At 33.3% G+C, this 15,157-nt stretch carries 17 protein-coding genes; 5 read left to right on the forward strand and 12 right to left on the reverse strand.

Features of this window, described 5'->3' with window-relative positions:
• Window positions 1-70: 70 nt before the first annotated feature.
• Window positions 71-1,018, reverse strand: coding sequence for a LacI family DNA-binding transcriptional regulator (locus IV57_RS00665; protein ID WP_057879557.1), 948 nt, complete (start codon window positions 1,016-1,018; stop codon window positions 71-73).
• Between the two features lie 205 nt (window positions 1,019-1,223).
• Between IV57_RS00665 and IV57_RS00670 the strand changes: the two genes are divergently transcribed.
• From IV57_RS00670 to IV57_RS00680, 3 genes are all read left to right on the forward strand, one after another.
• Complete coding sequence (locus IV57_RS00670; RefSeq protein ID WP_057879558.1) at window positions 1,224-2,513, forward strand: glycosyltransferase; 1,290 nt, start codon at window positions 1,224-1,226, stop codon at window positions 2,511-2,513.
• Between the two features lie 619 nt (window positions 2,514-3,132).
• Window positions 3,133-3,513, forward strand: coding sequence for a hypothetical protein (locus IV57_RS00675; protein ID WP_057879559.1), 381 nt, complete (start codon window positions 3,133-3,135; stop codon window positions 3,511-3,513).
• A gap of 81 nt (window positions 3,514-3,594) precedes the next feature.
• On the forward strand, window positions 3,595-3,966 hold the full coding sequence (locus IV57_RS00680) for a YxeA family protein (RefSeq protein ID WP_057879560.1): 372 nt from the start codon (window positions 3,595-3,597) through the stop codon (window positions 3,964-3,966).
• A 74-nt stretch (window positions 3,967-4,040) separates the two neighbouring features.
• Here IV57_RS00680 and IV57_RS00685 read toward each other — a convergent pair whose 3' ends face one another.
• The 3 genes from IV57_RS00685 to IV57_RS00695 form a co-directional block, all read right to left on the reverse strand.
• Window positions 4,041-4,955: an alpha/beta hydrolase gene (locus tag IV57_RS00685; protein ID WP_057879561.1), complete on the reverse strand. Its 915-nt coding sequence runs from the start codon at window positions 4,953-4,955 to the stop codon at window positions 4,041-4,043.
• Between the two features lie 72 nt (window positions 4,956-5,027).
• On the reverse strand, window positions 5,028-5,777 hold the full coding sequence (gene pnuC, locus IV57_RS00690; RefSeq protein ID WP_083488835.1) for a nicotinamide riboside transporter PnuC: 750 nt from the start codon (window positions 5,775-5,777) through the stop codon (window positions 5,028-5,030).
• Window positions 5,778-6,155: 378 nt separating this feature from the next.
• Window positions 6,156-6,719, reverse strand: coding sequence for a redoxin domain-containing protein (locus IV57_RS00695; protein WP_057879562.1), 564 nt, complete (start codon window positions 6,717-6,719; stop codon window positions 6,156-6,158).
• A 177-nt stretch (window positions 6,720-6,896) separates the two neighbouring features.
• Between IV57_RS00695 and IV57_RS00700 the strand changes: the two genes are divergently transcribed.
• Window positions 6,897-7,550 carry an HD domain-containing protein gene (locus IV57_RS00700; RefSeq protein ID WP_057879563.1) on the forward strand — a complete coding sequence of 218 codons (654 nt, stop codon included), beginning with the start codon at window positions 6,897-6,899 and terminating at the stop codon, window positions 7,548-7,550.
• A gap of 21 nt (window positions 7,551-7,571) precedes the next feature.
• Window positions 7,572-8,090, forward strand: a complete 519-nt coding sequence (locus tag IV57_RS00705; protein WP_057879564.1) for a phosphatidylglycerophosphatase A family protein — start codon at window positions 7,572-7,574, stop codon at window positions 8,088-8,090.
• A 675-nt stretch (window positions 8,091-8,765) separates the two neighbouring features.
• Here the strand turns inward: IV57_RS00705 and IV57_RS00710 are convergent.
• The 8 genes from IV57_RS00710 to IV57_RS00745 are packed head-to-tail and all read right to left on the reverse strand — an operon-like array spanning window position 8,766 to window position 14,836.
• Complete coding sequence (locus IV57_RS00710; RefSeq protein ID WP_057879565.1) at window positions 8,766-9,284, reverse strand: YjbQ family protein; 519 nt, start codon at window positions 9,282-9,284, stop codon at window positions 8,766-8,768.
• A 9-nt stretch (window positions 9,285-9,293) separates the two neighbouring features.
• The gene (locus tag IV57_RS00715; protein WP_057879566.1) at window positions 9,294-9,974 is read right to left on the reverse strand and encodes a triose-phosphate isomerase; all 681 of its coding nucleotides are present in this window, start codon (window positions 9,972-9,974) and stop codon (window positions 9,294-9,296) included.
• A 28-nt stretch (window positions 9,975-10,002) separates the two neighbouring features.
• On the reverse strand, window positions 10,003-10,836 hold the full coding sequence (locus tag IV57_RS00720) for a class II fructose-bisphosphate aldolase (RefSeq protein WP_057879567.1): 834 nt from the start codon (window positions 10,834-10,836) through the stop codon (window positions 10,003-10,005).
• A gap of 5 nt (window positions 10,837-10,841) precedes the next feature.
• Window positions 10,842-11,126 carry a PTS sugar transporter subunit IIB gene (locus IV57_RS00725; RefSeq protein WP_057879568.1) on the reverse strand — a complete coding sequence of 95 codons (285 nt, stop codon included), beginning with the start codon at window positions 11,124-11,126 and terminating at the stop codon, window positions 10,842-10,844.
• A gap of 23 nt (window positions 11,127-11,149) precedes the next feature.
• Window positions 11,150-12,493: a PTS galactitol transporter subunit IIC gene (locus tag IV57_RS00730; RefSeq protein ID WP_057879569.1), complete on the reverse strand. Its 1,344-nt coding sequence runs from the start codon at window positions 12,491-12,493 to the stop codon at window positions 11,150-11,152.
• A 14-nt stretch (window positions 12,494-12,507) separates the two neighbouring features.
• The gene (locus IV57_RS00735) at window positions 12,508-12,972 is read right to left on the reverse strand and encodes a PTS sugar transporter subunit IIA (protein WP_057879570.1); all 465 of its coding nucleotides are present in this window, start codon (window positions 12,970-12,972) and stop codon (window positions 12,508-12,510) included.
• Window positions 12,973-12,977: 5 nt separating this feature from the next.
• Window positions 12,978-13,382 (reverse strand): hypothetical protein, encoded by a 405-nt coding sequence (locus IV57_RS00740; RefSeq protein ID WP_057879571.1) that lies wholly within the window; start codon window positions 13,380-13,382, stop codon window positions 12,978-12,980.
• Window positions 13,382-14,836, reverse strand: coding sequence for a BglG family transcription antiterminator (locus IV57_RS00745; RefSeq protein ID WP_057879572.1), 1,455 nt, complete (start codon window positions 14,834-14,836; stop codon window positions 13,382-13,384). Before IV57_RS00745 ends, IV57_RS00740 begins: the two co-directional genes overlap by 1 nt.
• Window positions 14,837-15,157 lie beyond the last annotated feature (321 nt).

The following is a 15,157-nucleotide window of genomic DNA, read 5'->3' on the forward strand; positions in this document are numbered from 1 at the left end:
CCTTTACACCCCAGTATAAAAAAGTAAGCCCCGCACAAGCAAGGCTTTAGTTGATGCTATCGGTAACATTTTACTCTCTAAGTGTACCACCCAAACAAATCTTAGGTTCAAATAGAATTGAACCTTGGGTATCATTGTTTTCGATTTTATCCAGTAGGTTCTCACCACAGGTACTACCCATTTCTATGATTGACTGTTTGACTGTCGTGATTTTAGGAGATGCTACTTGATTTAAAAAGACCCCATCAAATCCAGTAACACCATATTCTTCCGGAATCTTGCCGCCACGACGAGCTATCCCCCGTTCAATTCCAATCGCTAATCGATCGGAAGCACAAATGAAGGCTGTATTTTTCGTAAAGTTATCCCAATTTTTTTCAATAAACTCTTCGCCTAAATGGCTATGATTATCAAAGCGGTATAACTCTGGAACCATTCTTTTTTCTTGAACTTGCTGAATATATCCAGCTTCCCTTGAATATTCAAAGGATTCTTTACTATCAATTCCTATATAAATCAGTCGGTCATAGCCCTTTTTCAAAGCCAATTGTGACAAAAGATATGTCCCCATTTTATTGTTAGTATCAACATAATCCAAACCATACCGATTTTCACCAAACATAATAACTGGTTTAGTCAATTTTTTAATCCACTCGACGTCTTGTTGTCGCATACCAGTAATTATATAGCCATCACAATTACCAATATCAAAATTTCTCCGTGTTACTAATTGTAAAGAATATTGATGTAGATCCAAAGTTTTAGCAATCCCCAGCATCAAGTTCATATAATATGGTTCTGTCGTATCAATGTCTTCTAGGATGCAGAGTTTGATGATCATGGTACTCTTATTGACCAATGCTTTAGCAATCATATTAGGATGATAGTCTAACTCGTGCATCGCATCATAGACCAACCGTTTTAACTCATCGGTAACTTTGTCTGGATGATTTATGACCCGTGAAACCGTCATCTTAGATACATTAGCTTTCTTTGCTACATCAACCAAAGTAGTCATGTTTTCCCCCCTCTATATCATCACTATCTCATTATACCAATTTGAAACCCTTACAAGTCTATTTTTATTAATTATGCTATTTATTTAATTATTATCATAAAATTATATTATTTTGTTTTAGCAAGATATAAATGCGCAACTTGTTTGAACATCTCTTGAATATGAGCAATTATTAAGTTGAAATACATTTAAAGAGATGACAAAAATGATTATTTATTTAACAGCTATTACTGTTTTTATGGTCGAATGTTTGACCATGTATTTCATCTACTTCAGTAAACAAAAGGAATTTAAACAGGAATTAACTAATGCCTACAAATCAAAATATCCAATAGATAAATTTTTCTATTTTATTATGATTCCCTGTCTCAACGAAGGTAAAGTCATCAAGGATACCTTGCAACATTTAATAGAACTAAACGGACAAAAACACATCATTGTAATTGACGATGATTCCGATGACGATACTGTTAAACAAGCTAAAAGTATTGCTGGTCCAATTACTATTCTCCAAAGAAAATTTCCTAACGCTAGAACTGGCAAGGGTGACTCACTCAACAGTGCGATGCCTACCATTCAAAAGCTTATTGACAAGCAACATTTGGATCCCAAATATTGTTTAGTTGGTGTGATTGATGGTGATGGTATCCTCAGTGGCAATAGTATTTATAAATTAAATGATGTTTTCGGTAATGAAGATATTGATGCTGTACAATTGCGAGTCAAAATGAAAACTCCTAAAAATATTTTACAAACCTTTCAAGATATTGAATTTTTTGTGGTTAATCATTTAATGCAACTACTTAGAACCAACCTTAATGCTGTGGCTCTTTGTGGTAATGGTCAATTCTTCAGATATTCATCAGTTTATAAAAAAATGGGGATTCATCCTTGGGGCGATGCTCTTCTGGAAGATTATGAATTAACTTTAAGATTGGAATTACATGGTTTAAAAATCAAATATATTACCGATGCCTATGTTGACCAAGAGGCTCTTTTGAGTATGAAGAGTTTAATCAAACAAAGAGCTCGCTGGTCTCAAGGTGGTTGGGACTGTTGGAAATATTTCAAAGCGATTACTCAATCAAAAATTATGTCGAACGCTCAAAAGTTTGATGTCTATTGTTTCTTTATTCAACCAGTTCTGAATATCTTCGCTGATTTTAGTATTATTTATTTAACCATCAAATTTATCATTCAATATCATGAACATCCTGAGTTTCTATTTGTTTCGATGATTTCCTTAGCCATTCTCGGTTTACTATTTGGCACTATCTTTACGATGATTTATATTCATGAAATGAGAATAAATGACCAAGCTAACGTTGTTATTCAAGAATCTGATATGATCAATGAGAAATTGCATTTAAGAAAAGCTTTCCTATCTATCGGTTTGATGTCCTATATCTATATTATGTTGTTCTTTAGTCTAATTTTATCGACTTATCATATGTTGATTGGTCAAAATGCTTGGGATAAAACTAAACGTATTTAATCTTCGATTCTAACTCAAGTTCAATTAAATTATAAATCAACAGAGTTGTTATTATATTTCCGTCTTCCACTCGATAGTGTTTTCTAGATTCGGTAAATAAATTTCATTTTAACGATATATAGTTACTTTAGAATTACAAAAAATCCATATTAGCTGATATTCACTAATTTCAGTTAATATGGATTTTTAATTTTTCCTATGTTTGATTTCAACAATTCCAAATAAGATTGAACTGACTATCAACGATCCAACAAAAGCTATGACTAAATACCAAGGAATATAAAGGTCCTTGGGGATTTGATCCAAAAATATCATAAATGGCATCTTTATCACCTCTTATTACCTATAATTATCACCGTTAAGTATTTAGATAACAAAAAAGTCGTCCATACAAGATGGACGACGATTCTAGTTACGGAGTCTGCATAACTAGGCGTATGTACTTTTTGAATTTTTGACGGACATATTTAAACATCTATCGAATATCATTATCACTGCTCACTCATAGAAAGTAAATGATTATTCACTTTTATAACCGAACCGTTAGTTTCATGTGACAGAATTGTAAGATTAACGTTATTATGAAATACTTATACTAATAACAAATGGAAGTGATAATATGAATTTTTCAACTGAATTAATTTTTGATATTACTATTATTATGATAACTGCTACTTTAATTGCCGGTGTCGTTTTAGGATCAATCGCCCTATTTCGAATTCTCGCTACTTTAAAACTACGCAACAAAATGCTTCAACAAGCTACCCGTCCATATATTTTCTGCCAAAGAAATCATCAACAACTGGAGATTCGCAACAATGGTCAAGTCCCCATTAAAATTGATGCCTTTGACTCCCAAATTGATTTAACCACACTAATCGGTAAAGTATTACCAGCCGGCCAGACTTTCCTCTATCGAATAGACGAAAGCTCTCAATTCACTATTACAGTTAAATATCATGATCAAATCACTAATTACACTGATAGTTTCAACATTTAACTGATCTCCACCTTACAAAACCGTTAGGACAAAAGCCTGACTTACTATGCTATCATTCCTATTGAAAGTAGAGGAATGATCATGAGTAAAAAAATTTGGACCAGTATTGTTATCATTATTATTTTATTGATCCCGTTAGTGGGTTACCAATTTTGGTATGTCCCCAATTATACTGGTGATGATTATTACACTTATATTGGCAACTCTTATAAAGAGATCATTGAAAAAGATGACTCTGGAAATGACTACCGTGAATACGACTACAAACAAAATGGCTACGATAAAAATGGCAGTGAAAAACTGCTCAAATTTGACAGTGCCTTGGGTCGTCCTATCAAACCTCATAATTACCTAAAAGTAACCTATAATAACAAACATCAGCAAGTGATGTCCTGGGAAAAAGTCCCCAAAGATCAAGTTCCTCGCAAATCACTGGAACAGATACTAAAATAATCCTTTTTCACCTAAAACAATAGCCGCAAGTAATCAAAAAATGATTACTGCGGCTATTATTTTAATATTAAATTCTATTTAAAATATTCTTTTGCAAAATCGGTTGTATTAGTAACGTACTTTTGACCAGCCACTTGCTTCGACTGGGCATGACCAGCGCCTTTAACAATCCATAACTTCTTCGGACCTTGGGCATAATCATAATTCTTATAGGCATTATTCGTTGGTACGAACTTATCCTTTGAACCATGGATCACATACAATGGTACCTTACTTTTCTTCAGAGTATCCTTAGTATTAGCCTGATAGAAGTTATAACCCGCTAACAGATCACCATATAAACTAGCTGTTGGTACGATTGGAAAACTTGGTAAATGGAACATATCTTTTAGTTGATAGTCCAATTCACCGGAGATCGTCGAATAACCACAGTCGGCAATCGCAAATTTAACATTTTGAAGTTTCTCACCCAAAGTATACATTACAGTTGCAGCTCCCATGCTGATACCATAAAGTCCAATTTGTGACTGTGCACCGTTCTCATTGTTGATCATTTTGATCCAATTAGCTAAATCAGTTCGATCTTTCCAACCATACCCCGCATACTTCCCCTGGCTCAAGCCAAAGGATCGATTATCTGGTGCTAAAACGTTATATCCGGCCTTATGAAACATTTTTACATAAGTTCCCATATACTTGCTAGCACTACCATAACCGTGAACAACAACTACTGTTTTAGCGGTTTTGTGCTCAGCTGGTAGATATCTGGCTTTTAACTTTAACTTGTCTTTCGTAGTTTGTTGCCAAATATCTTGTTTTTGGTCGGCCAACCAGTGATCATCTTTACCCAAAGGGCCTTGCGCCTTACTAGCATAACCATTTTTACTGAAGGCATAATTGAACATATAGCCCCCAGCTGCAATATCAGCTACCAACACTACCCCAACGGTAACTGACAAAATTACTTTAATATATTTTTTTAATCGCATAATTTACCCTACTTAAAATTATTATCGCTAATAATCATAAGCTAATTGGTAATTTAATTGCAACTATAAGGTCTAAGCTTCTTCACTAGATAATTTTTCATCTCTAGCACGGTTAGCTGTAGCATCCTTATGGAACCAGTGAATATGTGAATCGAAGAAAGCAATCATATCGTTCATGAAGTACATGATGTAAGTTAAGAATAGAACTGGACTGGCATCACCTTGTGTAGCTGTAAGTCCCCAAAGAACGATTGACATGATACCTTGAACTGTCCAGAAATAATATTGTTCACGGAAACGTAATGTACATAGAAGTGCACCGGTGAAACCAATAGCAGCTGAAACTGAATCAACGATAGGACGAGGACTGATAAATAGACGTGTATCCATCAAATATAGAAGACCCCAAGCTACAAAGAAGAAGACAGCTGTCAAAAGCCATTTAACGCCTGTTAGACCATGGATATGTTTTTCAGCATCTTTAGCCCATTGTGGACTGATCAAAACAGGAATATCTAATAGGACAATATAACTTAATTGAAGAACAACATCAGAGAAGTTCTTAGCATTAATAGCTACATAAATATAAATAAGTGCTGAAACTAATCCTAAAACACCATTTAATGGTTTGGCATTAGTAATAGCTACGGTACATGTAAAACCTAATGTTCCGGCAAGCCATGTCCAGACAGCAAGTCCAGTAAGTGAATGTGACAAGGTTGAAGCTGTGATGGCCCCTAGACCAAACATTAATAGCATGTAACTTCTGAAACTCCAGTGTTTCATTTGATCGACATACCATCTTGGATCGAAAATACTCATGTGATTGTTCTCCTCTTGGATCAAAACAAAATCTATAATCGTGGTAATTATATTTTGAATCGATCGAAATTTATTTATCTTGTAAACTGTATTTATGAAAAATATCAATTTAACCGACAGCTAAAATCATACCACCATTTCCACCTATTTTGGAATCGATTATCTTGGTCATACGGACGACATATCGGTGTAAAGCGCTTAACTAACCTGATAGATAGGTAATTTATCATTTGATACAAGATATAGATTTTTTTTGTTTTGTATCACTATATATTGTTATAACGATTACGTCTCTTCTTAACGCACCGTCATAACATCACTTATCTAGACCAAAAAAAGACCCTGAAAACTATTTTCAGAGTCAAATCATGCTATAAATTAAATTTTGCCAACTAATTTACCACTTGGCTTAATAGTTTTTTCACCAGGATGCCAATTAGCGGGACAAACATCATCCCCATTAGCTTCAACAAATTCTGCTGCCTGCAAGGTTCTTAAAATTTCTTGAGCATTTCTACCGATACCCATAGCATTAATCGTATAGGACTTGATAATACCCTTAGGATCAGCGATAAAGACACCCCGATAAGCTTGACCACTCTCATTATCTAAAATATTGAAAAAATCAGTCAATTGATGAGTCTGATCGGATAACATTGGGTATTCAATTTTTCCAATTGTTTTAGTCGTTTCAGCCCAAGACATATGTGAAAACTGGCTATCAACTGAAACAGAATATATTTCTGCATCAGCTGCTTTAAAATCGGCATATGAATCTTGGAGATCACTCAACTCTGTTGGACAAACGAATGAAAAGTCGGCTGGATAAAAGAAGATAATTGACCACTTTCCAATCAAATCTGCTTTGCTAACAGTTATTAATTCACCTTTTTGATAAGCATTGACATTAAAATCTGGTATTTCCTTATTAATGTAATTCATTTGTTAGGCCTCCCTAAAATATGATTTAATTATATAACAAGCTAGCTTAGAACGCCATCGTCCTATTATGTTTAAACACCTACATAATAACAAAATTTATGACTCATTCAAATATAAAACCATTTATATTCAAATTGTGTAACAATATAGGTATCCAGATAAAAAAGGACTGAGTTTATGACATATGAAAAACAACTTGAGACTATTAAACAATATTCTTATAGCAAGATGAGTAGTGATACTACTGGCCATAATTTTGATCATATTCAACGTGTAATTAAAACCGCTACTAGAATCTTAAAAAGTGAATCTGCTGATCCATTGATCACTTTAGCAGCGGCGTATTTACACGATGTAGCCGACGATAAATTAGTCAGTAACCCTGCCAAATTAGAGGCTCAGATCAAAGACTTTTTGCATAGTATTGATTTTACCAATGAACAAATCACTGAGGTGCTATTCATCACACACAATATGTCCTTCAGTAAGTCACTCAGTACTCCACCTAAGCTATCATTAGCTGGTCAAATCGTTCAGGATTCCGACCGTTTGGATGCCATTGGTGCCATTGGTATTATTCGGGCCATTTATTATGGTGGTGCTCATGCAGAAACAATTTATGATCCTGATATTCAACCACGGCAAGTAATGAATAAAGCCGAATATCGTGATTTGAGTAATGAAACAATTATCAATCACTTTTACGAGAAATTATTAAAATTAACTGCTATGATGAATACCCCTACCGCCAAAAAGATTGCCGAACAACGTCATCAATACATGCTCAACTTTCTTGATGAATTTAAGGGTGAATGGGATGCAGAAAAATAACTATAAAGGGAGTAATTAATTTTGGTATCATATGAAGAACAAGACCATCAATATTATCAACATATCATCAGAAATCTAAAAGATCGTGGTGTCGAATTAACTGATATCGCTGAAATCGTCATTTTTCTAGAGAAGGATTATGTTGAAGGATTAAATGAAGAAGTTTCTATTTATGCCATCAACAAAGTTCTACACAAACGTGAGGCTCAAAATGCCATCATGACCGGAATTGAGCTGGACGTTCTGGCTGAAAAGGGTCTATTATCATCCCCAATGCAACGAATCATGGAAACTGATGAATCCACTTACGGTATTGATGAAAATATGGCCATTACTTTAGCCAGCCTCTATGGATCTGTTTCAGTTACTAACTATGGTTACGTCGATAAGTTAAAACACGGTATTCTAGGCAAACTCAATGATAAATCCACCGGTAAGATCAATGTCTTTCTAGACGATTTAGTCGGTGCCATTGCTGCCGCTGCTTGTGGTTGGTTAGCTCACAATGAAGTTGCAGTTAAAAAAATGTTAGAAGAATAAATTAATCAACGAGGGTTCTAATCATTAATTTGGTTGGAATCCTTGTTTTAGTTATGTTTATTAAAAATAACAATATATGGTGATACAGAAAACAAAAAATTATACCTTGTAGCAACAGATAAATTACCATCTATCAGGTAGTTAAGCACCTTACAACGTTATGTCATCAATATACTTCAGATACTCGTTTTCAAAACTACTCCAAAAGATGGTATGATTCTAAACGTTGCCTTAACAATCCTGCAACGGATTGGAGGTGTATTTAATGTTCAACTCTCTTTTTGCCCCACTTGTGTTTACTGATTGGCTAAAACGTAAACACCGCAAGTAAAAATAAAAGGCAACTTAGCCCACTAAAAAACCCTCAACTACTTACGATAGTTGGGGGTTTTGGTGTATTCATGTTGCTCTCTCTTTGCGGTATTTATTGTATCACAAATCATGATAGTACGTAACTCACGGTTACTCGACTAATGATCTAGTATAACTATAGTTAACAAGCTTATTAAATTCGTATAATGGGGAATAATTAAAAATACTCCGAATTATTAATCGATTAAATATTACGGTTTTGTTCAATAAATACTTAGTAAATATTATTTATTTAAAAATTGGAATTTTATGAGTAAGTTAGGTACTAAGTAAATTTATACATTTTAAATTAGTCTTTATATTCTATTCACCCATAACTAATACATGACAAACTCTATTACGATTCCTATTTTGATCCCAATCTACAAAGTAAATATAACCAACTGATCCAATTAATAATTTACTTTCCTTAATAGCGAACGTCTGATTACCACCAAACATGGATCCTCTAACATGAGCATCACCGTTCAAAATAGTACCAGGATCATCTGGATAATTAGGATTTGTTCTAGCCAAATCTGCTAAAAATTGTACATGCTTTGGACCCGGATATCTATAATTAGTATTCTCAGATAGCTCTCTCGGAACTATGTTATCTAAAATGTTATTCAAATCTACTTGTAAAAATTCATCACCATTGTAGTCTCTATCATGCGTGAATTCCTCAAACAAAACTGAGCATGTTGTATGTGATGTCTGAACTAAACAGATACCATTTTCGATTCCAGATTTTGCAACAATCGATTTAACCTGATCAGTAATATTATCATAAGTAACTCTTGATTCGGTTTTTACTTTAACGTCCTCTTGATAAATATTCATAATTTCACCCTACTTCTTGAATTTAACTAAGGCAGACATCATCTCATCAATTTTATCTTCCCAACTTGGTGCGTTGATAATTCCACTTGTTCCACCTGTTCCATCTGCTCCTAAAGTCATCACTTTTTTAACATCAGCAGCATTGCTTACTCCAGCGGCTTGCATAATTAAAATATTGGAATTTACCTCTCTAACTGCTTTAGTGGTTTCTAAAATATATTCTTCATTACTACTATTTCCAGTACCTATTAAAGTATTGGGCTCGCAGATCATACAATCAGGATTTAATTCAGCGATAGCTCTACATTGTTCAACAGTATCTGCACAGACAATTGTCATTAATCCCAACTCTTTAGCGCGTTTAATTGTTGCGTCTAATTTAGCAATAGTTAATGGTTTTTCAGCATGATTTAGAACAACAGCCTGAATACCCGCATCTACTAGTCCCTCTGGTAATACGTGTCCCATTCCTCTTCCTGGAACTAGTGAGTCCATATGTTGCGCTGTAATTATTAAGTTATTTGTTTCTAATACAATCTTTTGTAAATCAATTAATTGACCCGTAAAAATACAATCAATATTATATTTTTTTGCTAATTTATCTGCTATTTTAGCCATTTTCATTGAATCTTTACCATACAAATATGATTTAGGATTAACTATAAAGAATGGTCTTTTAATTTTTAACATTCTACTTACTCCAATCTGAACTTATCTTTTAAACGTGATACACATATTTATTGGTTTCAAAAACATCATAGTAATGTTTACATAGATTCTTAATTGCAGTTCTTTGAGCAAGAGCTAGATCCATTTCCGTATCGTATTCTTTAGCTTGGCTTGCGTGTAATGAAGTATTTGCTAAATCCGTATAAATATTTACTTTTGTAATTCCCAATTCTGCAGCTTTACGAAGATTATCATCACCTGACGATGATCCTCCATGTAATACCAATGGAATAGAAATTGCTTGTCTCAATTCTTGAAGCCTATCAAAGTTCAATTTAGGGGTCCCAGTCTTATATGTTCCGTGTGAAGTACCAATTGAAACGGCCATTGAGTCAACCCCTGTTAATTCAGCAAATTTCTTGGCAGCGTCGACTTCAGTATATTTGCTATTATCTTCAGTCGAATTTGTTCCTACATGTCCTATTTCGGCTTCAACAACGACTCCACGTTTATGTGCATATTCAACGATATCCTTAGTAGTTGCTACATTATCACCAAATTCATTGGCTGAGGCATCAATCATTACCGAAGTAAATCCGTTATCAATTCCCTTTTTTACCAAATCTGAGGTAACGCCATGGTCTAAGTGAAGAATCACTGGTATTTTTGCTTGTGATCCAAAATACTTACCCAATCCAAGAGCATCATCAATTCCAATTTCTGGGGAATGTTTTTCAGCCCAAGCAAGAATTATTGGTAAATTCAATTCTTCAGCAGCCGCAATTTCTGCACGAATGGAATTACTATCCCAATAATTAAAATGAGGGAAAGAATATCCTTTGTTAAATGCATCATTTAAATAAACTTTAGAAGATACCAACATAATAATTACGCCTCAATTTCTTTCTTAATTTCCTCAAATACCTGATCTGAACCCATTCCGGTTAGTAGCGGAACGCCATTAATAACTTTATCCTTGATATTGTCTGGGACTAACGTTGTTGAAACTACAATGTCATAGTCGTCAATATGATTAACTTCTTCAGCAACTTTACTCTGATACAGTTTAACTTGTGATTCTAATCCTTCATCAGCTAACCATTGTTTTACTTTTCCCATAACAACAGTTGACGTTGCGACTCCACTACCACACATAATCATTAATTTTTTCATAGTAATAACTTCCTTATATTTTATTAAGCCTTTTCAATTTTTTCCATTTGTTTTGCGTCTCTATTCTTAAGCCAAATCAATAATCCTAGCGCAATTAAGAATAATGCACCTAGACCCCACCACTGGAATTTTTCTCCAATAACTAGATAGATCCAATTTGTCCATAGACCGCCATCACTTAATGCAGAAATAGATGAATTACCGCCCATATTAAAACTTGCAGCAATTGCTAATTTTGTAACAACTGGTGCAAACCATGTTGCAACATATAAACTAATAATAATATCAACGGCGCCAGCAATAACAGTTCTTAAAATGTCACCTTCAAAAACAGCAGCAAACAAAGCGAAGAAATATGGTAACGTTGCTAAATCACCAAATGGTAAAACTTTGTTACCCGGCAATACAACAGCAAGTAATAATGTAATAGGAATTAATATCAATGAAGCAGATAATACACTTTGTTGACCAATGGCTAAGGCTGAATCCATACCAATGTATAATTTTCTTCCGGGAAAGTGTTTTTTGACCATACTATTGGCAGCTTCTGAAATTGGTGTTAAACCTTCCATTAATAATGAAACCATCCTTGGCATTAACATCATTACAGCAGCCATACTTACAGCCAAGTTAAGAACTTTAGCGACAGTCATATGGGCTAATAGACCAATAATCAAACCAATAATTGCACCTAGAACTGTAGTATCTCCGAAGATACCTAACCTCTTCTGAATAGTCTCAGCATCAATATGTACTCTGTTTAGTCCTGGAATACGATCAAATAACCATTTAAAAGGTAAGGCGAATACATATCCTGGAGCTGACAAACCATGTGGAAACGAAATTCCTTGTAATCCATAATACTTTTCGACCGTTGGTGCACTTAAATCAGCAAAGAAATATGTGAACATTGTTACAACAATCATGCAGAAAATTCCTAACCACATATTTTTAGTTAGCATATACAAGATTGATCCGGCAAAAGCAACATGCCAGTAATTCCAAATATCAACGTCAAGCGTTTTTGTTAAACCAACGCCAAGGAGAATAATATTAACAATAATTCCAATTGGAATTGCTAAAGCACCTAACGCTGTCCCATAAGCAATGGCAGATGCTGCTGGCCATCCAACATCTATAGTTTGTAAATGTAGTCCATAATTATGAATCATAAGTTTTGTTGCGGGTCCCAAATTAGTGGTCAAAATTCCAATCACCAAATTTAAACCTATGAAACCAATGCCCACTGTTAAGCCAGCTTTAAAGGACTTTCCAGGTTTGATGCGTAAAATAAGACCAAAAATAAACAAGAGAATAGGTAAAAAAACACTGGCTCCTAAATTAACAATCCACTGAATGACACCCATGATAGAACACCCCTTTACTTACCATTAATTATTTTTATAAAATCATTTTCATTGTTACATGAGATAAAAGCATTTATTACTTCTTTCTTTCCAAATAACTCCATCAAATTCTGTAACATATCCAATTGCTTATGTGCTTCTTTCAAACATAATACAAATACCAATCGGACCGGAACAACTTCCGTATCGCTTCCCATCTGTCTAAATTCAACTGGTTTTTCCAAAGACATAAATCCAATTTGATTCTCATTTATGTACTCTGGATCAGTATGTGGAATTGCCACTCCTATTCCCGATGTAAGAGCCAAACCAGTGGGATAATTTTTTTCTCTCTTTTCTATTGCTTCTCTAAATGTTTTTTTTACTACTCCCTTTTTTTCTAATTCAGCGGAAATAACTGCAAACACTTGATTTCTATTACATAAATCCTTATTAAACAATAAAACTTTCTTGGAGAAGAACTTTTCATCAATTAACATTTTTATCACCCCATAACTAGTTTTTTAACATTGTTTATTTTTTCATTATTTATGAATGCTTCTAAATTAATAAGTTCTCCTTTTTTCAAATTCGGATTGACTACCAATATTACAATTTTTTTTAAATTTACAGATATATTAGTAAATTCTGAATTCCAATAAATTGTTTTTCTCAAATAACCATAAATTGCAATATTGTCCAAAACCTTTTTACTTATTACATGGATGATCAAAGAATCATCATTAACCAAACCGTCACCCAATTGATTACGTTTATCTATTAATCTTTGAATCTCATCAGATTTCAAAGTAGGCTCGATAAAGTTTACGATTTTGTAGACTTCTTTATTAAGTGAAGTAATATTATTGGCATTTAAAGTACAAAACCTTTCATTAACAATACTTTTCATTAATTTATTATCTCCTTTATCCTCTTATGAAGGAGTGACTTATCCTTTTCCGTAAAGAGTGAGCTTACCAATACTATTGGAACTTTCACTGGCTTGTTGGGTACAATTGTTGATATTATTAAATCCACTTTTGATATATCCAATCCATTTAATTCATTTGTTCCAATCACATCTACAATTTTTATTTCTGGGAATGAATTATGCACCTTCGTTTTCAATAATTGAGATGTTCCTATTCCTGTAGCACACATGATCAATGCATTTACTTTCCTTCGGTTCTCTTCAATATCTTGAGCAAAATATAAGGTAATATATCCTGCTTCATTTTCATCAATATTGTTTAGATGATATTCTTGTTGAATTACACTAGTTCCCTTAGCCACGGCATCTAAAATATCTCCATACTCTAGTTTAATTTGTTCCAAAAGATTATTATTTATTTTGATATTATTCTTTAACCTATTCAGAAGTGGTCTGATATGTTTTTCCAATTTATCTGAAATGATTTCATGGTCATAGTTTTTAACTCCCAAACGCCTGTATACTTCCGATACTAAACTTTTAGTAATATTTATAACTTCATCATCAGGTTCTGTTTTTAAAATATTCTGTCCATTAAAGCTCGATGACGATAAGTATTCATAAACGTAATAAATTTCTTTATTATCAATATTTATACCTAAATAGATTGAGATATTCTGAATAACTTCTTTACTGATATTCAATAACTGATCATCTGTCTCAATATTTCTCTTCACAATAATCTTCTTTAATGCAGTTTTACTCTCTCTATATCGGCTAAGAAGAATGTATAAATGTGTAAAGAGATTAATATTATATGGGTAAGGAATCTTTATTCCCAAACGATCCTCAATAAATTCAATTTGCCTGGTAACAAAATTCACATCATATTTTTGTTTGAAGTTTTTATTATCCACAATCTGTGTTAAATCCACTATATTTTTGTCATTTACTAGGTCTTTCAAAGCATTTCTAATGGATAATTCGTTTCCAGTAATTTTATACCCGTTGTTCGTTGTCTCTAATTTCAAATTGAATTTTAATAATATAGTTCTCATCACTTTTTTATCTAGTGTTCTGACTGAATCTCCAACATAATATTCTTCCCAAAGGCTCTCTTCCTGGATAAATCTAGGTGAACTTAGTAAAAGCCTCTTTAAAACCCGATTTCTTCTCTCAACTGGAGAAATACTTTGCATATCCTTTTCTGAATTGCTCATACTTCTTAGCATATCTACATTCATAACTTTATATCCCAATCCACGATGGGAATATATAACCTGTTTATTAGATTCCTTATTGATTTTAGAAATGATTCTGTAAACAGTTTTAGTTGAAATGTTCAATGTATCTGCTATTTCATTACTTGTGACATAACTATCATTGTCTAATAGATAAAAAATCAAATCTCGCTGTTTATCTGCAGAAGTCATTCTATTCATCTCCTTTACAAATTCATTATATCCGGTTTAGGAAGCGGTACCATTTGACTTATGTCCATTGCAATGGACATATTCATTTATATCTTTATATACACGATTTAATTACAAATTAATAAAACATTCACAATTCGTTTATTTTCGTATATAGTTGTACATTAATTTAACCATTTTGAATAAACTGAAGATTCCTTGAAATATTTACTAGAATATGGGATTCCAGTTTTACAAAAAAAACGATTATTTTCTTTTTTGAATCTGGAAATATATAGAAAAGGACCCTTTCAGCATTCTCTAAAGATAAAGTGCTTCATA

Source organism: Companilactobacillus kimchiensis (assembly GCF_001438805.1).
Taxonomy (GTDB): domain Bacteria; phylum Bacillota; class Bacilli; order Lactobacillales; family Lactobacillaceae; genus Companilactobacillus; species Companilactobacillus kimchiensis.